This window comes from Sphingobium sp. AntQ-1 (assembly GCF_028538045.1).
Lineage (GTDB): Bacteria > Pseudomonadota > Alphaproteobacteria > Sphingomonadales > Sphingomonadaceae > Sphingobium > Sphingobium cupriresistens.
In genome coordinates this window covers 3554375-3573144 of record NZ_CP117158.1, presented here as the reverse complement: position 1 = coordinate 3573144, position 18770 = coordinate 3554375, and the positions used below count along the sequence as shown (strand labels likewise).

Sequence of the window (18770 nt, the reverse complement as noted above, 5' to 3'; positions counted from 1 at the left end):
TGTGACGGCCCAGCGACAGACTGGGTTAAGCCGCAGTCTGATTGACTAAAGGATGTGCCGTGCCTAAATCGCGGCGCATATCCGCGCGCGCTCCTGATGAGGGGGTTCGTGCCCCTTACGAAATTAGGAAATCGCATGTTCGGCGCACTCGCCAAGTCCATCTTCGGATCGTCCAACGAACGCTATGTGAAGTCGCTGGGCAAGACCGTCGACCAGATCGCCGCCTTCGAACCGGCGATGCAGGCCATGAGCGACGAGGAACTGGTCGGCCAGACGGCGAAGTTCCGCGAACGGCTGGCCAATGGCGAAACGCTTGACGCCCTGCTGCCCGAAGCCTTCGCCACGGTGCGGGAAGCCGGCGTGCGGGTATTGGGGATGCGGCATTTCGACGTGCAGATGGTGGGCGGCATGGTCCTCCATCGCGGCGAAATCGCCGAAATGCGCACGGGCGAGGGCAAGACGCTTGTTGCGACGCTCGCCACCTATCTGAACGCGCTAGAGGGCAAGGGCGTGCATGTCGTCACCGTGAACGATTATCTGGCCAGTCGCGACTGCGAATGGATGGGCCAGGTCTATCGCTTCCTGGGTCTGACCACCGGCGTCATCGTGCCGAACATCAGCGAAGACCAGCGGCGCGAAGCCTATGCCGCGGACATCACCTATGCGACGAACAACGAGCTGGGCTTCGACTATCTGCGCGACAATATGAAATATGACCGCGCGTCGATGGTCCAGCGGCCGTTCAACTATGCGATCGTCGATGAAGTCGATTCGATCCTGATCGACGAGGCGCGCACGCCGCTCATCATTTCCGGCCCCACCGACGACAAGTCGGAGCTGTATGTCGCGGTCGACGCGATTGTGAAGCAGTTGGTCGATGAAGATTATGAGAAGGATGAAAAGCAGCGCACCGTCACGCTGACCGAGGACGGCACCGAGAAAATCGAGCGTCTGCTGGAAACCGCCGGGCTGCTCCAGGGCAGCAACCTCTATGATTTTGAAAATACGCAGGTCGTGCATCATGTGAACCAGGCGTTGCGCGCCGTGGTGATGTTCCGCCGCGACATCGATTATATCGTCAAGGATGGCAAGGTCGTCATCATCGACGAATTTACCGGTCGTATGATGGACGGACGCCGCTGGTCGGACGGCCTGCACCAGGCGGTGGAAGCCAAGGAGGGCGTCCAGATCGAGCCGGAGAACCAGACGCTGGCGTCGGTCACCTTCCAGAATTATTTCCGAATGTACCCCAAGATTTCGGGCATGACCGGCACCGCGTCGACCGAAGCGACCGAATTCTACGAAATCTACAAGATGAACGTCGTCACCATCCCGACCAACAAGCCGGTGCAGCGGGTGGACGAACAAGACAGCTTCTACAAGAATATCGAGGACAAGTTCCGCGGCATCGCCCGCACGATCAAGGAACATGCGGAGAAGGGCCAGCCCGTGCTGGTCGGCACCGTGTCGATCGAAAAGTCGGAAATGCTGTCTGAGTTCCTCAACCAGGACGGCGTGCCCCACGCGGTGCTGAACGCCCGCTTCCATGAGAGCGAAGCGCATATCGTGGCGCAGGCGGGCCGCAAGGGCGTGGTGACGATCGCCACCAACATGGCGGGTCGCGGCACCGACATCCAGTTGGGCGGCAATCTGGAACTGCGCGTTGAGGACGAATTGCGCGACATGGCCGAAGGGCCGGAGCGCGACGCCGCGATCGAGCGCATCCGCGCCGAAATCGCCGCCGAAAAGGCCGAAGTGCTGGCGGCGGGCGGCCTGTTCGTGCTGGCGACCGAGCGCCACGAAAGCCGCCGTATCGACAACCAGTTGCGCGGCCGTTCGGGCCGTCAGGGCGATCCGGGCCTGTCGCGCTTCTACCTCAGCCTCGACGACGACCTGATGCGTATCTTCGGCCCGGACACGATGTTCGCCAAGATGATCCGGTCCAACCTGGAGGATGGCGAAGCGCTTCCCCCGTCCAAATGGCTGAGCAAGGCGATCGAGACGGCCCAGCGCAAGGTCGAGGCGCGCAACTATGATATCCGCAAGCAGGTCGTCGAATATGATGACGTCATGAACGACCAGCGCAAGGTCATCTACGAACAGCGCGCCGACATCATGGATGCCGACACGGTCGATGACGTGGTCGCCGACATGCGCCATGAAACGGTGAACGATCTGGTTGGCGCATCCTGCCCGCCCGGCACCTATCCCGAACAATGGGATATCGAGCGGCTCAAGGCCCGCACCGCTGACATATTGGGCCTGGAGCCGGACTTCGATGCCTGGCTCGCCGAGGATTCGGTCGATCCCGAACTGATCGAGGAGCGGCTGTCGGCGCTGGCCGACGAAGCGGTGGCGGACAAGGTCAGGGAGGTCGATTCGGCCGACTGGCACATGATCGAGAAGTCGATCCTGCTCCAGAGCCTGGACCATCATTGGAAAGAGCATCTCTCGACGCTCGACGCGCTGCGCCAGGTGGTGCATCTGCGCGCCTATGCGCAAAAGACGCCGATCAACGAATATAAGCAGGAAGCCTTCGCCCTGTTCGAACGGATGCTGGAGAATATCCGCGAGGACGTGACCGGATCGATCGCGCGCGTGCAGTTCCGCATGGATGAAGCGCCCATGCCGCAGTTCGACCTGCCGGTGCTGCCCGATTTTATCACCACTCATATCGATCCGTTTTCGGGCGAGGATAACAGCGCCGACATCGACGGCGGCAGCTTTGGCGGCCTCACCACCACGATCCCGCGTGCGCCAGTGGGTACTGGCCAGCCCGGCGAGTTCGCCAATCTCGACATCAGCCGCAATGCCCCTTGCCCCTGCGGTTCGGGCGAGAAGTATAAGCACTGCCACGGCGCGCTGGCCTGAATTGACCGGGGCGGGCAAGGTCCGCCCCTTTGCGGCCAACCGATCGTTAACCAGCCGGCTTAGTCTTTTCGCAACTTCGCCCGCCGAAAATGGCCTGACTCCGGGGGGCATACCGGGAGAGATGGCGATGGATAGCATTTCCTATCGGGCGCGGGTCGAACGCAGGCGCGAAAGTCGCTTTGCTACGGAAGTCGGCGGAATGTTGCACTGGGATGGCGTTAGCCAGCCTGTGACCATCCGCAATATCTCCATCTATGGGGCGCTCGTCGCCGGAACCTGGCTCCCGACGATCGGGGAGCGGGTCACGCTGATCGCCGATGGGCTGGAAGTATGCGGCACAGTGATCTGGGAAGGGCCGGACCGCTGCGGCCTGTTGCTCAGCCGCGCGGTCGATCCGCTGGCCGTCATCGCCGAAGCGCGCGTCCATGCAGCCGATCATCCGCCGATCACGCTGCATCGCATCGGCCCCGGCACCTACGCCTGAAGGCGCGGCCTGCGCCTGACGCATAAAATCATACGCAAATACTATGCGGGCGACGCGCTCCTCCTCTCGCATTCCACCGCGCCGACCGCCTAATTGACGTCCCGTAGCCGATCCTGCCGCCTTCCGCGGCGACGGCGTGCGGGAGAATTTTCATGCAGGACATCCTCTGGATCGGCCTCACCCTGGGGCTGGCGGCGGCGAGCCTTGGCTATGTCGCGCTTTGCGACCATGTATGAGGGGACAGCCATCATGACCCTCGACCTCTGGTTCGCAGCGATCGCTGCGCTAGGCCTTCTCGCCTATCTCGCCGCCGTGCTCGCACGGCCCGAACGCTTTTAGGGGGAGGGACGACATGACCCTCCAAGGATGGCTGCTGATCGCGGCCTTTGTCGGCATATTGCTGGCGCTCACGAAGCCGGTCGGGCTGTGGCTATTCGCTTTGTATGAAGGGCGGCGCCCGCCGCTGCATACGGTATTCGGCCCGGTCGAGCGGGGCTTTTATCGCCTGGCGGGGATCGACCCGGCGCAGGAGCAGGGCTGGCGGCGCTATGCCGTGCATATGCTGCTGTTCAACCTCGTGCTGGCGCTCTTCACTTACGCGGTGCTGCGCTTGCAGGGGTGGCTGCCGCTCAATCCGATGGGTTTTGCGGGCACGAGCGAACATCTGGCGTTCAACACCGCCATCAGTTTCACCACCAACACCAACTGGCAGAGTTATGCGGGGGAATCGACGCTATCGAACCTGTCGCAGATGCTGGGGCTGGCGATCCATAATTTTCTGTCGGCGGCGACCGGTATCGCGCTCGCCTTCGCGCTGTTTCGTGGCTTCGCCCGGCGGAGCGCCACGACGATCGGCAGTTTCTGGGCCGATATGACGCGGGTGACGCTCTATCTGCTCCTGCCGCTGTGCATCCTCTACGCGCTGTTCCTGATCGCTAGCGGCGTGCCGCAGACTTTGGCCGGGTCGGTCGATGTGACGACGCTGGAGGGCGTGAAGCAGGTGCTGGCGCTCGGCCCGGTGGCGAGCCAGGAAGCGATCAAGATGCTGGGCACCAATGGCGGCGGCTTCTTCAACGCCAACAGCGCCCATCCGTTCGAAAATCCGACCGCGCTGACCAATTTCGTCCAGATGCTGTCGATCCTGGTCATCGGCATGGGCCTGACCTTCACTTTCGGCAAGGCGGTCGGCAATACCCGGCAGGGCTGGGCGATATTGGCGGCAATGCTGACGATCTTTCTGATCGGCGTCACCATCACCTATTGGCAGGAAGCGGCCGGCAACCCGATCCTGCATGGCATCGGCGCTACGGGTGGCAATATGGAGGGCAAGGAGGTGCGCTTCGGCATCGCCGCCTCGGCGCTCTTCTCGGTCGTCACTACGGCGGCAAGCTGCGGCGCGGTCAATGCGATGCACGACAGTTTCACAGCGCTGGGCGGCATGATCCCGCTGTTCAACATCCAGTTGGGCGAAGTCGTCGTCGGCGGCGTCGGCGCGGGCATATACGGCTTCTTGCTGTTCGCCATCCTGGCGGTGTTCGTCGCCGGGCTGATGGTCGGGCGGACGCCCGAATATGTCGGCAAGAAGATCGAGGCGCGCGAAGTGAAGCTGGCCGTGCTGGCCATCGCGGTGCTGCCGCTCGTCATATTGGGCATGACCGCGATCGCCAGCGTCACGCAGGCGGGCCTGGCCGGGCCACTGAACAAGGGGCCGCACGGATTTACCGAAATCCTCTACGCCTTCACCAGCGCAGTCGGGAATAACGGGTCGGCCTTTACAGGCCTTACCGCCAACACGCCCTTCTATAACGGCCTGTTGGGGGTCGCGATGTGGATCGGCCGTTTCTTCATCATCGTGCCGATGCTGGCGATTGCGGGCGGGCTGGCAGCCAAGAGCCATACGCCGGAGACGGCCGGCAGCTTCCCCACCACCGGGCCGCTCTGGACCGGGCTGCTGATCGGCATCGTGCTGGTGGTGGGCGGCCTGACCTTCCTGCCCAGCCTCGCCCTTGGCCCCGTCGCCGATCATCTCGCGATGATCCACGGCCAGACGTTTTGAACAAGGATCGCGCGAAAAAGTGGGCACCGGTTTTTCGCCCAAGCGATCCGTCAAACAAAGAATCGGAGCATCCTCATGGCACGCACCGCGTCCAAATCGCTCTTCACCGCCGACCTGATCCTGCCTGCGATCGGCGACGCCTTTCGCAAACTTGTCCCGCGCGAACTGATTCGCAATCCGGTGATGTTCACTACCGCCATTGTCGCGGTGCTGCTCACCATTCTGCTGGCGGTGGGGCAGGACAGCCTGTCCCTTGGCTTCAAGCTGCAACTGGTCGTCTGGCTATGGCTGACGGTGTTGTTCGGCACCTTTGCCGAAGCGCTCGCCGAAGGGCGGGGCAAGGCGCAGGCGGCCTCGCTGCGCGCCACCAAGGCCGAACTGACCGCCAAGCGGCTGAAGAAGGACGGCGAGGCCTTTGACGCCGTCCCGGCCAGCGCGCTGCGGATGGGCGACGTCGTGCTGGTCGAGACTGGCGACCTGATCCCGTCCGATGGCGAGGTCATATGGGGCGTCGCTTCGGTCAACGAAGCTGCCATCACCGGCGAGTCCGCGCCGGTGATCCGCGAGGCGGGCGGCGATCGTTCTGCCGTAACGGCGGGCACCCGTGTCATTTCCGATCAAATCAAGGTGCAGGTGACGGTCAATCCGGGGCAGGGTTTCCTCGACCGGATGATCGCGCTGGTCGAGGGGGCAGAGCGGCAGAAGACGCCCAACGAGATCGCGTTGACGCTGCTGCTGGTCGGCCTGACCATCATCTTCCTGATCGCGGTGGCGACCATCCCCAGCTTTGCCCATTATGCCGGCGGGGCGATCCCGGTCGCGGTGCTGGCGGCGCTGTTCATCACACTCATCCCGACCACCATCGCGGCGCTGCTGTCCGCCATCGGCATTGCCGGCATGGACCGGCTGGTACGGTTCAACGTGCTGGCCAAGTCGGGCCGGGCGGTCGAAGCGGCGGGCGATATCGATGTGCTGCTGCTCGACAAGACCGGCACGATCACCGTAGGGGACCGCCAGGCGACCGAGTTTCGCACCGTAGGCGGCGCCAGCCAGGCGCAACTGGCGGAGGCCGCATTGCTCGCCAGTCTTGCGGACGAGACGCCGGAAGGCCGATCGATCGTGCTGCTGGCGCGCGAGCGGTTCGGCCAGACGGCGCAGGCGCTGCCGCAACGCGCGGAGGTCATCCCCTTCACCGCGCAGACCCGCATTTCCGGCGTCGAGACAGGCGGCACACGGATTATCAAGGGCGCCGTGGATTCGGTCATCAGGGCTCTGGGCGACAATCCGGTTGCTGAAGAGATGGAACTGCGCCGCATCACCGACGAGATCGCCCGCGCGGGCGGCACGCCGCTGGCGGTGGCGCAGGATGGCCGGTTGCTGGGCGCGATCTTCCTGAAGGATATCGTCAAGGCGGGCATCCGCGAGCGGTTCGGCGAATTACGGCAGATGGGCATTCGCACCGTCATGATCACCGGCGACAATCCACTGACCGCCGCATCGATCGCGGCCGAAGCAGGCGTGGATGATTTCCTGGCGCAGGCGACGCCGGAGGACAAGCTGGCGCTGATCCGCAAGGAACAGCAGGGCGGACGGCTGGTTGCGATGTGCGGCGATGGCACCAATGACGCGCCGGCGCTGGCGCAGGCCGATGTCGGCGTGGCGATGAATACCGGCACGCAGGCGGCGCGCGAGGCGGGTAACATGGTCGATTTGGACAGCGACCCGACCAAGCTGATCGAGGTGGTGGGGCTGGGCAAGCAATTGCTGATGACACGCGGGGCGCTGACCACCTTTTCGGTCGCCAATGACGTCGCGAAATATTTCGCGATTATCCCGGCGATGTTCGTGGTGCTCTATCCGGGTCTGGGCGTGCTCAACATCATGGCGTTGGGCACGGCGCAGAGCGCGATCCTGTCCGCCATCATCTTCAATGCGCTCATCATCCCCTGCCTGGTCCCGTTGGCGCTCAAGGGCGTCACATACCGGCCGATCGGCGCGGGGCCGCTGCTGGCGCGCAACCTGGCCATCTATGGTCTGGGCGGACTGGTTGCACCGTTCGTGGGGATCAAGCTGATCGACATGGTCGTCAACACCCTCGGCCTCGTCTGATCGAAAAAGGATATTTCGATGTTTACCGATCTCAAATCCGCCGTTCGTCCGGCAATCGTCATGACCTTGCTCTTCGCGCTGTTGCTGGGCATCGCCTATCCGCTGGCACTGACAGGGATAGGGCAGGCGCTCTTCCCCGCACAGGCGAACGGGAGCCTGGTGCGGGATGGGGGCGTCGTCGTCGGCTCCACCGTCATTGGCCAGGCCTTCACATCGGACCGCTATTTCCACAGCCGCCCGTCGTCGGCGGGCAAGGGCTATGACGGCCTTGCCTCGTCCGGCTCCAACCTTGGCGCCACCAGCCAGGCGCTGGTCGACCGGGTGAAGACCGATATCGCCCGTTATAAGACTGCCACACCCGATCGCCCCGTTCCGTCCGATCTGGTGACGGCCTCCGCCTCCGGGCTGGACCCCCATATCGGACCAGAGGCGGCTTTTTATCAGGTCGATCGCGTCGCCAAGGTGCGCGGCATGGACCCACGGCAGGTCCGGTCGCTGGTAGCGGGCAGCGTCGACCGGCCGCTGCTGGGCTTCCTGGGCGATGCGCGCGTCAATCTGTTCGAACTGAATCGACGGCTGGACGCGATTGGCGCTAAGCAGGCGCGGTGAACGAGACAGCGCGCCCGGACCCCGAAGCCTTTCTGCGCGCCGCCGCGCAGGAAGGTCGCGGGCGTCTGAAAATCTTCCTGGGTTCCGCGCCAGGCGTCGGCAAGACCTATGAGATGCTGACGGAAGGCGCCCAGCGCGCGAAGGCGGGGAGCGACGTGGTGGTCGGCATCGTCGAGACGCATGGCCGGCGCGAGACGGAGGCGCTGGTCCATGGGCATGAACTGATCGCCCGCCGGATCGTCCCGCACCAGAATCAGAGCCTGACCGAGATGGACATCGACGCCATTTTGGCGCGGCAGCCGCAATTGGCGCTGGTGGACGAACTGGCGCACAGCAATGCGCCGGGCAGCCGTCATCCCAAACGCTATCAGGATGTCCAGGAACTGCTGGCGGCGGGGATCGACGTCTATTCGACGCTGAATATCCAGCATCTCGAAAGCCTGAACGATGTCGTCGCCTCCTTCACCCGCGTCCGGGTGCGCGAGACGGTGCCCGACAGTGTTCTGGAGGATGCCGAGATCGAAGTGGTGGACCTGCCCCCTGACGAGCTGATCGAGCGGCTGAAGGACGGCAAGGTCTATATCCCGCAAGAAGCGAGCCGGGCGCTCACCCATTTCTTTTCCAAATCGAACCTGACCGCGCTGCGCGAACTGGCGCTGCGGCGCGCGGCGCAGGCGGTGGATGCGCAGATGCTGGAATATGTCCGCGCACATGCGCTGGCCGGCAGCTTTGCGGTGGGGGAGCGGGTGGTCGTTGCGATCAGCGAGCAACCGAGCGCGCCGGGGCTGGTCCGCGCCGCCAAGCGGCTGGCCGATGCGTTACGGGCACCCTGGACCGCAGTGCATATCGAAACCCGGCGCAGCGCGATCCTGTCCGACGCGGAGCGGCAGGGCCTGGCTGAAACGCTGGCGCTGGCGTCTCGGTTGGGGGCGGCGACCGCCAGCATTCCCGCACGCAACGTGGTCGAAGGGCTGCGCCGCTTTGCGGTCGACGCGCGTGCGACCCAGATCGTGATCGGCAAGTCAAGCCGGTCCTGGTGGTTCGAACTGCGGCACGGATCGGTGGTCGATCGGCTGGTGCGCGATACCGGATCGGTGGCTGTGCATGTCCTGCCGTCGGACGACGATGCGCCGGTGCGGGTCCGTTCCAGGGCGATGGCGAGCCCCTGGAGCAAGCCAGCCGATTACATCATGACCTTGCTGGCGGTCATGGCGATGACGGCGATCGGCCGGTTGATGGTGGAAGCGATCGACCTGGGCAATATCGCCTTGCTCTACCTCGTCCCCGTCATGTTCGCGGCGGCCTCCTATGGCTTGCGCGCGGGATTATTCGGCGGACTGGCGTCGAGCCTCGCCTATAACTTTTTCTTCCTGCCGCCCACCGGCACGCTGACCGTCAGCAACCCGGAAAACATCATTTCCATCCTGGTGCTGCTGGGCGTCGCCATCGTCACCGCGCAATTTGCCGCGGGCGTGCGGGCGCAAGCCAATCTTGCGGGCGAGAGCGCGCGGCAGAATGCGGCGCTGGCGGGCTTTTCCCGCCACCTGACCGTCGCGGCCAGCGAAGAGGAATTGATGCAGGGCGTCTGCGCCGAAATCGCCCGGTTGCTGGACGTGCGCACCGTGCTGCTGACCTCGTCCGCCGTTGGGCCGACCTTGCGCGCCGCCTTTCCGCCCGAAGACCGGATGGAGCAGATCGAGAAGGCGGCGGCGCAATGGGCAATGGACAATGTCCAGCCCGCGGGCCGCGGATCATCGACCCTGACCGCGTCCGACTGGCTGTTCCACCCCCTCCATACCCAGCGCGGCGTGCTGGGCGTGCTGGGCATCGCGCGGGACGATGCTGGCCTCGCGCTGCGCCCGGACCAGATGCCGTTGCTCATCAGCCTGCTCGACCAGGCGGCGATCGCGCTCGATCGGATGGCGCTGGAAGAACAGATGCTGGACGTGCGCCATGTGCGCGAGCGCGACCGGCTGCGCGCGGCGCTGCTGTCGTCGGTCAGTCACGACCTGCGCACCCCGCTGACCACCATATTGTCGGCGGCGCAGGAATTGCGCCGGGATCATGCTCTACCGCTGGCCGAACTGATCGAAGGGGAAGCGCTGCGGCTCAATCGCTTCGTCGCCAACCTGCTGGACATGGCGCGGGTCGAGGCCGGCGCGCTGCCGATGCGGATCGAGGCGACCGACCTGTTCGACGCTGTCGCCAGTGCGGTGCAGGACAGCCGCCAGACGCTGGCCGGGCGAGAGGTCAAGGTCGACATTCCGCCCGACATTCCGCTGGTCCGGGTCGATCCGGTGTTGCTGCACCATATCCTCCTCAACCTGCTCGACAATGCCGGGCGCTATGGCGATCCCGGCACGCCCGTCACGATCCGCGGCGCTCGCACCGCCGACGCGCTGCGGCTGTCGGTGATCGACCAGGGGCCGGGCATCCCGCCGGGCGCCGAATATCGGCTATTCGACAGTTTCACCCGCATCGAGGGGAACGACCGCGCCAAACATGGCACCGGCCTGGGCCTCGCCATCGTCAAGGGGTTCGCCGAGGCCATGGGATCGACCGCGCAGGCCGCCAATGCCGCTGATCCGCCGGGCGCCTGTTTCACCATCCGCATCCCCGAAGATTGCATAATCAAGGACATGCCCCAGGACGAGCGACCATGACCACACGCCATAAAGTGCTGATCGTCGACGACGAACTGCATATCCGTCGATTGATTCACAGCGCGCTCGCCCGTGCCGATTATGAGACAGTGGAGGCGCAAAATGCGCGCGCGGCGCTCGACCTGCTGCGCGAGGCGTCGCCCGATATCGTCATCCTGGACCTGGGCCTGCCCGATCGGGACGGGCTGGAACTGGTGCCGCTGATCAAGCAGCGGTCCGACGCTACGCTGGTGGTCGTGTCGGCGCGCGAGGCGACCGAGCAGAAGGTGGCGGCGCTGGATCTGGGCGCCGACGATTATCTGACCAAGCCGTTCGACACCGACGAATTGCTGGCGCGGCTGCGCGTCGCGCTGCGCAACCGGCTGACGCGCGAGGGCGGGGTGTCGACGGTCAAGGCGGGCGATGTGGAGATCGACCTGCTGGCGCGGATGGTGCGCAAGAGCGGCCATGAAGTGCATCTGACGCCCAAGGAATATGGCGTGCTGGTCCAGTTGGCGAAATTCCCCGGCCGCGTCATTACCCATGGCCAGATCATGGCGCAGGTGTGGCCGCGCGAGGTCGAGCATCATGTCGAATATCTGCGCGTGCTGGTCCGCACGCTGCGCCACAAGCTGGAGGACGATCCGCAACGGCCGCGGATCATCGGCAACGAACCGGGTATCGGCTATCGGCTGCGGACGGATGGCGAGGGGGGATAGGCATAGCCGGCCATTCAGTCCGTCCCGATTGGAACCTGTCGAATAAGGGTGGGGTCCAGTTGGTCTGGATTGAGGCCCAGCGCTTGTAGCGCCCGCCGATCGACGTCGATATGTTTGCGCGCATGATCGCCCGGCGCATAGCTATACCCCCCTTCCATGCTGATGCCGGAAAATGTCACGCCCGTGGCGCCAGCGTCGATGGCGATGCACAGGGCCGTGACGCCGGACGAAGGGATGCGATCGCCGCGATCACCGCGAAAGCGCAGCCCTGTCGCCTGCTCGCAGGCCCTTTGCCGGGCCGCGCGGTCCATTGCCTCTATCGAATCCCAGCCCAGGCCAATCGTAGCGAAAGCGTCGAGGCTGGCCATGTCGGCGATGGCCAGCACATGCGTCGCATGTCGGCCGCGCATCAGGCTGCGCGTCATCTGCTGCGCCGGATTATCAGACACGACGGTATGTCCGTTGAGCAGCACGATGTCAGGGACCAGGGTCGGCCAGGGCAGGAAGCTGCCGTTGACGGCCATCAGCACATAGGGCGCGGGGCCGGTAGGGAGGCAGGCTCCCGGTGCAGAGCCCAGCACATGGACATGTGCGCCAGCCATCAAGGTACGAAGTTCAGACGCGGCTGCAACTCCCGACGATAGCCGACAGCATTTGGCGGAAGCGGTGGGATTCGAACCCACGGTGAGCTTACACCCACGGCGGTTTTCAAGACCGCTGCCTTAAACCACTCGGCCACACTTCCGTTGGCTCGCTTCCTAGCGCGCCGGGCGGCGATGCCAAGTGGAAATCGTCGCTTTCTCCGTTCGTCGCCTTAAGCGACCCGACCGAGCATTAAGGGGATTCACCTGCCGCCCCGCCTGTGCAACAACGGGGGCATGAGGGATTCTTTGCGTTCACCCATCCTGTCTTTTTTGCTGGGCCTTGCCACCATCGCCGCCGGAGGCATGGCCGTGGGGCCGGCACAGGCGCAGGAGGGGGCGGATTTCCGGGCCTATCTGGAAAGCCTGCGGCCCAAGGCGCGGGCCATGGGCATAAGCGACGCGACGCTGGACAGTGTTTTTCCATCGCTGACCATCAATCCACGCGTCGTTCAACTCGACCAGAGCCAGCCCGGCGGCGGCGCCTATTCGCCCATCCCCAATTTCGAACCCTATCGTCGCCAGCATGTCGATGCGGCGCGGATCGGCCGGGGGCGGACCGTCTATCAGGCGAACCGGGCGCGCCTGGCCCGGATCGAGGCGGAGACGGGCGTGCCGGAAGAGATCATGGTCGCCATCTACGGCCATGAAACCAATTATGGCAGTTATACCGGCGATTTCGACCTGATCCGGTCGCTCGCGACGCTGGCGCATGAAGGGCGGCGGCGCGCGCTGTTCGAGCCGGAATTGCTCGCTACGCTCAAGATGCTGGACAATGGCGTGCCGCGGAGCCGGCTGGTCGGCAGTTGGGCCGGGGCGACGGGTTATCCGCAATTCCTGCCGTCGGTCTATCTGCGCCTCGCCAAGGATGGCGACGGGGACGGCAAGGCGGACATCTGGACCAGCGAGGCCGATGCGCTGGCGTCGATCGCCAATTATTTCGTCCAGTCGGGATGGCGTAAGGGCCAGCCCTGGGGCGTGGCGGTCAATGTGCCGGCAAGCTTCAACCGCGCCGCCGTGGCGGCCAAGACCGAGCCAGCGCGGTGCCCGCGGGTGTTCAACCGGCACAGCCGCTGGCTGACTATGGCGGAATGGCGCAAGCTGGGGCTGTTTCCCGCCAATGGCGTGTGGCCCGCGGACAATATGCTGGCGACGCTGCTGGAACCCGATGGGCCGGGCAAGACCGCCTATCTGCTGACCGGCAATTATCGGGCGATCCTGGATTATAATTGCTCCAACTTCTATGCCTTGTCGGTGGGATTGCTGGCGGATGCTGTTAAACAATAAGGGGCTGTTCGGGACCGCCATAATGCTGGCGCTGATCGGAGGAGGCGCGTGTGCGGCGCAGCCGCAGCAGGCCGGTTCGGTCGCTATGGCAGGCGATACGCCGATCCCGCTGGAGCCGCCTTATGCGGTGGGTGGCGTCACATACACGCCGGCCGATCCCGCCTCCTATGACGAGGTCGGCTATGCCGGCGCCATCGAGGATGGCAGTCGGGGCGGTTCGACCGCAACGGGCGAGGCGTTCATGCCTTCGGCCATCATGGCGGCGCACAAGACCTTGCCCTTGCCCAGCTATGTCGAGGTGACGGCGCTGGACAGCGGGCGGACGATCCTGGTGCGGGTCAATGATCGCGGACCGATGCGCAACGACCAGTTGATCGCGCTGACGCCGGGCGCGGCCGCGCAACTGGGCGTCGCGGGGATAGCGGCGGTGCGGGTGCGGCGGGTCAATCCGCCCGATCAGGAACGCGCGGTGCTGCGCGGCCACGGCCGGGCGGCCGAACGGTTGGAAACGCCCGCCGCCTTGCTAAAGGTGCTGCGGGAGAAGCTCGGTCCGGTGCGGCCAGCAGCGTCCACACGCATGGCTGCGGCAAAGCCCAGGCCGGCTGCGGCCAAGCCTGTCAGCGCCGGCCTCCCTGGCGCGGATTTCGACACGCCCGCGCCCAAACTCGTCGCGCAACCAGCCAAGCCAGCGCCCAGGCCGACGCCCGCGCCGCCCACGACCGGCGGCTATGTGGTGCAGGTCGGGGCCTTCTCCTCGCAGGCTCGCGCTGATTCGCTCGCAAAGAGGCTGGGCGCGCACGTCGCGTCGGGTGACGGCATATGGCGCGTGCGGCTTGGCCCCTATGCCACGCAGCAGGCGGCGCAGACCGGAGTTCGCTACGCGGCCGCCAAAGGCTTTGAGAATAGCCGTATCATGGCTAATGACGCGCGATAGACGTCGCAGTTGAAGAGCGATTCCACTTGTCCGAAGGCAGTTGTCCCATGAAGAAAAGCGTTGCAGTCCTCCTTGCCGTCGGGCTGCTGGCCCAGCCGCTGATCGCCGCCGCACCGCCCTACACCACCGAAGCGCCGATCGCTTATATGAAGGATCTGTCGTCGGGCGCGGTGCTGTACGACAAGGGCGGCGAGACGAGGATACCGCCCGCTTCCATGGCGAAGATGATGACGGCGCATGTCGCCTTCCGTCTGATCCAGAAAGGCGAATTGAAACTCGACACCAAATTCACCGTGCGCCCGGAAACCTGGAAGCAATGGCATGGCCCGCAGGCCGGATCGACCATGTTCCTGTCCGTCGGCGAGCAGGTGTCGGTCGAAAATCTGCTACACGGCATCGTCACCCTGTCGGGCAATGACGCCTGCGTCGTGCTGGCGGAGGGGATTTCCGGCACCGAACAGGCCTTCGTCGCCGCGATGAACGAAGAAGCCAAGCGGTTGGGCCTGAAAAACAGCCATTTCGGCACCAGCAATGGCTGGCCGGATGAAGGCGTGACCTATGTCACCGCCGAGGACCTGGCCAAGCTGGCGCAGGCGACGATCGAGGAAACGCCCGACCTCTACAAGAAATTCTACGCCACCCGGTCCTTCACCTGGGGCAAGACGATGGGCGGCGCGGACATTGCGCAGGGCAATCGCAACCCTATCCTGGGCAAGATCGACGGAGCCGACGGCTTGAAGACTGGTCATACCGAAGAGGCGGGCTTCGGCTTTACCGGATCGGCAGAGCAGAATGGTCGCCGTCTGGTGATGGTCATCGCTGGCTTGTCCAGCTTTAACGGCCGCATCAGCGAATCGGTCCGCTTCATGGATTGGGGCTTCAAGGCGTGGAAGGCGCAGCCGCTGTTCAAGAAGGGCCAGAAGGTCGAAACGGCGACCGTGCAATTGGGCAGCGCGACGAGCGTATCGCTGGTCGCGCCGCAGAATTTGGCCGTGACCCTGCCGGGCACGGCGTCAGCCAATGTGCAGGTGAAGGTGGTCTATACCGGCCCGATCAAGGCGCCGATCGCCAAGGGCCAGCAGATCGCCCAGATGATCGTTCAGACACCGGACACCCCGCCGCAGATCATGCCGCTGGTCGCCGGTGAAGATGTCGCGGAAGCGGGCTTTTTCGGCCGGCTGTGGAACGGCATGAAGTCGCTCTTCGCTTGATAGCAGGGCGGTTCATCACGCTGGAAGGCGGCGAGGGCGCGGGCAAATCGACACAGTTGCGCGCGCTGGCCGCAGCCCTGCGCGCGCGCGGGCAGGACGTGGTCGAAACACGCGAGCCGGGCGGCAGCGAAGGGGCGGAGGCGATCCGAGCGCTGCTGCTGACCGGCGGCGCCGATCGCTGGAGCGCGCGCGCCGAAGCGCTGCTTTTCGCGGCGGCGCGGGCTGATCATATCGAAAAGACGATACGTCCGGCACTGGCGCGGGGCGCTTGGGTGCTGTCCGACCGGTTTCTCGATTCGAGCCGCGCTTATCAGGGGCAGGGCGCGTTGACCGACGCCGATATATTGACGCTCCATCGGATCGGCAGCGACGGGTTTTTGCCCGATCGCACCTTGCTGCTCACGCTGCCCGAAGGCGAGGCGACTGGGCGGGCCAAGGCGCGCGACGGCGATGCCGAAGACCGGATCGGCGGGCGGGCGAGCGATTTCCACCGCGCCGTGGCCGATGCCTTCAGCCGCTTCGCGCTGGAGGAAGGCGCGCGCGTCCATGCGATCGACGCCTCCGGCCCGGCCGAGATCGTAACGCTGCGGCTGCTCGACGCGATCGAAGACTTGCTGCCATGACCATTTTGTTGTTGGGCCATGACGCGCAGGCCCGCACGCTGATGGCCGCCGCGCAGAGCGGACGGATGCATCATGGCTGGATTCTTTCCGGTCCCAGGGGCATAGGCAAGGGCAGTTTCGCGCGCGCGCTGGCGATGCGGCTGCTGGCCGAGGCCGCCGGGCCGTCGATCGATGCGGAGGGGCTGTCCGTCCCGGAAAACCACCAGACCCGTCGCCTGATCGAAGCGTCCGCGCATCCCGACTATGCCGAACTGGCGCCGCTGGAAAAGGATGGCGTCACCGCACGCAACATCAGTGTCGATCAGGTGCGGGGATTGCAACGGCTGACCCAGTCGGCCCCGTCGCTGTCGCCACGCCGTCTGGTGGTGGTCGACAGCGCCGACGATCTGGAGCGGGGCGCGGCCAATGCGCTGCTCAAGACGCTGGAGGAACCCCCGGCGGACATGGTATTCCTGCTGGTCAGCCATGCGCCGGGGCGATTGCTGCCGACGATCCGGTCGCGCTGCCGCACGTTGCGCTTCGATCCGCTGGATGCGGCGACGATGCGTACGGTGCTGAAAGCGACGGACGATACGCTGTCGCCGCAGGAAATGGATGCGCTGGTGCGTGCGGGCGAGGGATCGCCGGGGCAGGCGCTGCGCTATGCGGGCCTGAACCTGTCGGAGATCGAACAGGCGCTGACCGCGCTGGCGACGCAGGGCGATCCGGGCAATCGCCAGCGGCTGGCGTTGGCCAAGGCGCTGGCGCTGAAATCCGCCAAGCCGCGCTATGAAGCCTTTCTGGAACGCGCGCCCGCCTTCATCGCGCAGGCGGCGCGGACTCGCCATGGACCGGCGCTGGGCACGGCGCTGGACCATTGGGAAAAGGCCCGGCATCTGGCGGGTGGCGCGGTGATCCTGTCGCTCGATCCGGCGGGGGTGGTTTTCGAACTGGCCGGGCATGTCGCGGCGCTGGCGCAAGAGCGCGCATAAAGCGGCTTTGCGGGGCGCGGATCAGCGGCTAGGGAGAGGCCATGTCCAAGCCCTTCACCATCACCACCGCCATTTCCTATCCCAATGGCCGTCCGCATATCGGCCACGCCTATGAAGTGATCGCCACCGATGCGGTCGCCCGGTTCCAGCGGATGATGGGCCGCGACGTCTTCTTTCAGACCGGCACCGACGAACATGGGCTGAAAATGGCCCAGACGGCGCGCGACCGCGGCATCGAACCGCGTGAACTGGCTGATGAAATGGCGGGCTATTTCAAGGTGATGAACGAGAGGCTGAATATCAGCCATGATCGTTTCATCCGCACCAGCGAGCCGGATCATCATCGCGCCAGCCAGGCGATCTGGCAGGCGATGGAGGCCAATGGCGACCTGTATCTGGGCCGCTATGAAGGCTGGTATTCGGTCCGCGACGAAGCTTTTTACGACGAGAAGGAAATCACCGACGGGGAGGGGGGCGTCAAGCTCTCGCCGCAGGGCACGCCGGTCGAGTGGACGGTCGAGGAAAGCTGGTTCTTCCGCCTGTCCGCCTATCAGAACCGGCTGCTGGCGCTCTATGAAAGCCAGCCCGACTTCATCCAGCCTGACAGCCGCCGCAACGAGATATTGCGTTTTGTCGAAAGCGGCCTGTCGGACCTCAGCGTATCGCGCACCAGTTTCGACTGGGGCGTGAAGGTGCCGGGATCGGACGGCCATGTCATGTATGTGTGGGTCGATGCGCTGACCAATTATCTGACGGGCTGTGGCTATCCCGACGATGCGGCGCGGATGACGCGCTATTGGGCCAAGGGTGGCGACATCACGCATATCATCGGCAAGGATATCGTGCGTTTTCATACGGTCTATTGGCCGGCTTTCCTGATGAGCGCGAACCTCCCTTTGCCCAAACAGGTCTTCGGTCACGGCTTCCTGCTCAACCGGGGCGAGAAAATGTCCAAGTCGGTCGGCAATGTAGCCGACCCGATGGAATTGGCCGACCGGTTCGGCGTGGATCAGTTGCGCTATTTCCTGCTGTCCGAAGTCACCTTCGGCAATGATGGCAGCTATAGCGCAGAGGCGATCGTCCAGCGCTCCAACAGCGATCTGGGCAATGCCTTCGGCAATCTGGCGCAGCGGACGTTGAGCTTTATCGCGAAGAATCTGGATGGCCGCCTGCCCGTGATCCACGGTCATGATGCGGCTGATGGGGAGTTGCTCGCGCTGCTCGACAAGACGATCCGCACCGACATGCCCGCCGCCTTCGCCGAACTGGCGCCCAGCGTGGCGATCGAGGCATGGTTGCGCGCCTGTTTCGCCTGCAACCAATATATCGATGCGCAGGCGCCATGGGCGTTGCGCAAGACCGATGCCGAGCGGATGGAGACGGTGCTGGCGACCCTCTATATCGCCATCGCCCAGCTGGCGGTCGGCATCCTGCCGGTCATCCCGGCGAGCGCGAGCGCGCTGCTGGATCATATGGGCGTACCGCAGGACAAGCGCAGCTATGACGCGATCGGCGATCATTGGTATTCGGCGCTGGCGGAGAGCGATTTCGTGCTGGCCGCGCCCAAGCCGCTGTTCCCGCGCCTCGAACTGCCGGCGGAGGTCGCCTGATCC

15 protein-coding genes and 1 tRNA gene are annotated in these 18770 nt (G+C 64.8%); 14 read left to right on the top strand and 2 right to left on the bottom strand.

What is annotated here, in order from left to right; genetic code table 11:
• The first annotated feature begins 135 nt into the window (after nt 1-135).
• From secA to sphantq_RS17845, 8 genes are all read left to right on the top strand, one after another.
• Complete coding sequence (gene secA / locus sphantq_RS17880) at nt 136-2871, top strand: preprotein translocase subunit SecA (protein ID WP_272799159.1); 2736 nt, start codon at nt 136-138, stop codon at nt 2869-2871.
• 127 nt (nt 2872-2998) lie between these two features.
• Nucleotides 2999-3355 (top strand): PilZ domain-containing protein, encoded by a 357-nt coding sequence (locus sphantq_RS17875; RefSeq protein WP_272799158.1) that lies wholly within the window; start codon nt 2999-3001, stop codon nt 3353-3355.
• A gap of 249 nt (nt 3356-3604) precedes the next feature.
• A complete protein-coding gene (locus tag sphantq_RS17870; protein WP_082679110.1) occupies nt 3605-3694 on the top strand; it encodes a potassium-transporting ATPase subunit F in 90 nt (29 codons plus the stop codon).
• A 13-nt stretch (nt 3695-3707) separates the two neighbouring features.
• Nucleotides 3708-5411 carry a potassium-transporting ATPase subunit KdpA gene (gene kdpA, locus sphantq_RS17865; protein ID WP_272799157.1) on the top strand — a complete coding sequence of 568 codons (1704 nt, stop codon included), beginning with the start codon at nt 3708-3710 and terminating at the stop codon, nt 5409-5411.
• A gap of 75 nt (nt 5412-5486) precedes the next feature.
• Nucleotides 5487-7520 (top strand): potassium-transporting ATPase subunit KdpB, encoded by a 2034-nt coding sequence (gene kdpB, locus sphantq_RS17860; RefSeq protein WP_272799156.1) that lies wholly within the window; start codon nt 5487-5489, stop codon nt 7518-7520.
• An 18-nt stretch (nt 7521-7538) separates the two neighbouring features.
• Nucleotides 7539-8129 (top strand): potassium-transporting ATPase subunit KdpC, encoded by a 591-nt coding sequence (kdpC, locus tag sphantq_RS17855; protein WP_272799155.1) that lies wholly within the window; start codon nt 7539-7541, stop codon nt 8127-8129.
• A complete protein-coding gene (locus sphantq_RS17850; RefSeq protein WP_272799154.1) occupies nt 8126-10792 on the top strand; it encodes a sensor histidine kinase in 2667 nt (888 codons plus the stop codon). Before kdpC ends, sphantq_RS17850 begins: the two co-directional genes overlap by 4 nt.
• Entirely contained in the window at nt 10789-11490 is a 702-nt protein-coding gene (locus sphantq_RS17845) for a response regulator (RefSeq protein WP_272799153.1), read from the top strand. The genes sphantq_RS17850 and sphantq_RS17845 overlap by 4 nt, the downstream gene beginning before the upstream one ends.
• Nucleotides 11491-11504: 14 nt before the next feature.
• Here sphantq_RS17845 and sphantq_RS17840 read toward each other — a convergent pair whose 3' ends face one another.
• Both sphantq_RS17840 and sphantq_RS17835 read right to left on the bottom strand, forming a co-directional pair.
• Nucleotides 11505-12095 carry a hypothetical protein gene (locus tag sphantq_RS17840; RefSeq protein WP_272799152.1) on the bottom strand — a complete coding sequence of 197 codons (591 nt, stop codon included), beginning with the start codon at nt 12093-12095 and terminating at the stop codon, nt 11505-11507.
• Between the two features lie 50 nt (nt 12096-12145).
• Nucleotides 12146-12235, bottom strand: a tRNA-Ser gene (locus sphantq_RS17835).
• 133 nt (nt 12236-12368) lie between these two features.
• On the opposite strand from sphantq_RS17835, the gene sphantq_RS17830 reads away from it, so the two are divergent.
• From sphantq_RS17830 to metG, 6 genes are read left to right on the top strand one after another with little or no spacing between them, the layout of a single operon-like run.
• Complete coding sequence (locus sphantq_RS17830; protein ID WP_272799151.1) at nt 12369-13418, top strand: lytic murein transglycosylase; 1050 nt, start codon at nt 12369-12371, stop codon at nt 13416-13418.
• Entirely contained in the window at nt 13402-14352 is a 951-nt protein-coding gene (locus tag sphantq_RS17825; RefSeq protein ID WP_272799150.1) for an RlpA-like double-psi beta-barrel domain-containing protein, read from the top strand. Before sphantq_RS17830 ends, sphantq_RS17825 begins: the two co-directional genes overlap by 17 nt.
• 47 nt (nt 14353-14399) lie before the next feature.
• Complete coding sequence (locus sphantq_RS17820) at nt 14400-15563, top strand: D-alanyl-D-alanine carboxypeptidase family protein (RefSeq protein WP_272799149.1); 1164 nt, start codon at nt 14400-14402, stop codon at nt 15561-15563.
• Nucleotides 15560-16186 (top strand): dTMP kinase, encoded by a 627-nt coding sequence (tmk, locus tag sphantq_RS17815; RefSeq protein ID WP_066602077.1) that lies wholly within the window; start codon nt 15560-15562, stop codon nt 16184-16186. Before sphantq_RS17820 ends, tmk begins: the two co-directional genes overlap by 4 nt.
• The gene (locus tag sphantq_RS17810; protein WP_272799148.1) at nt 16183-17157 is read left to right on the top strand and encodes an AAA family ATPase; all 975 of its coding nucleotides are present in this window, start codon (nt 16183-16185) and stop codon (nt 17155-17157) included. Before tmk ends, sphantq_RS17810 begins: the two co-directional genes overlap by 4 nt.
• A gap of 41 nt (nt 17158-17198) precedes the next feature.
• Nucleotides 17199-18767, top strand: a complete 1569-nt coding sequence (gene metG / locus sphantq_RS17805) for a methionine--tRNA ligase (protein ID WP_272799147.1) — start codon at nt 17199-17201, stop codon at nt 18765-18767.
• The last annotated feature ends 3 nt before the right edge of the window (nt 18768-18770 follow it).

Excerpts from the sequence above, each read along its gene's own strand:
- secA (WP_272799159.1), top strand. The coding sequence starts at position 136 with ATGTTCGGCGCACTCGCCAAGTCCATCTTCGGATCGTCCAACGAACGC.
- sphantq_RS17875 (WP_272799158.1), top strand. The coding sequence starts at position 2,999 with ATGGATAGCATTTCCTATCGGGCGCGGGTCGAACGCAGGCGCGAAAGT.
- sphantq_RS17870 (WP_082679110.1), top strand. The coding sequence starts at position 3,605 with ATGACCCTCGACCTCTGGTTCGCAGCGATCGCTGCGCTAGGCCTTCTC.
- kdpA (WP_272799157.1), top strand. The coding sequence starts at position 3,708 with ATGACCCTCCAAGGATGGCTGCTGATCGCGGCCTTTGTCGGCATATTG.
- kdpB (WP_272799156.1), top strand. The coding sequence starts at position 5,487 with ATGGCACGCACCGCGTCCAAATCGCTCTTCACCGCCGACCTGATCCTG.
- kdpC (WP_272799155.1), top strand. The coding sequence starts at position 7,539 with ATGTTTACCGATCTCAAATCCGCCGTTCGTCCGGCAATCGTCATGACC.
- sphantq_RS17845 (WP_272799153.1), top strand. The coding sequence starts at position 10,789 with ATGACCACACGCCATAAAGTGCTGATCGTCGACGACGAACTGCATATC.
- sphantq_RS17830 (WP_272799151.1), top strand. The coding sequence starts at position 12,369 with ATGAGGGATTCTTTGCGTTCACCCATCCTGTCTTTTTTGCTGGGCCTT.
- sphantq_RS17825 (WP_272799150.1), top strand. The coding sequence starts at position 13,402 with ATGCTGTTAAACAATAAGGGGCTGTTCGGGACCGCCATAATGCTGGCG.
- sphantq_RS17820 (WP_272799149.1), top strand. The coding sequence starts at position 14,400 with ATGAAGAAAAGCGTTGCAGTCCTCCTTGCCGTCGGGCTGCTGGCCCAG.
- sphantq_RS17810 (WP_272799148.1), top strand. The coding sequence starts at position 16,183 with ATGACCATTTTGTTGTTGGGCCATGACGCGCAGGCCCGCACGCTGATG.
- metG (WP_272799147.1), top strand. The coding sequence starts at position 17,199 with ATGTCCAAGCCCTTCACCATCACCACCGCCATTTCCTATCCCAATGGC.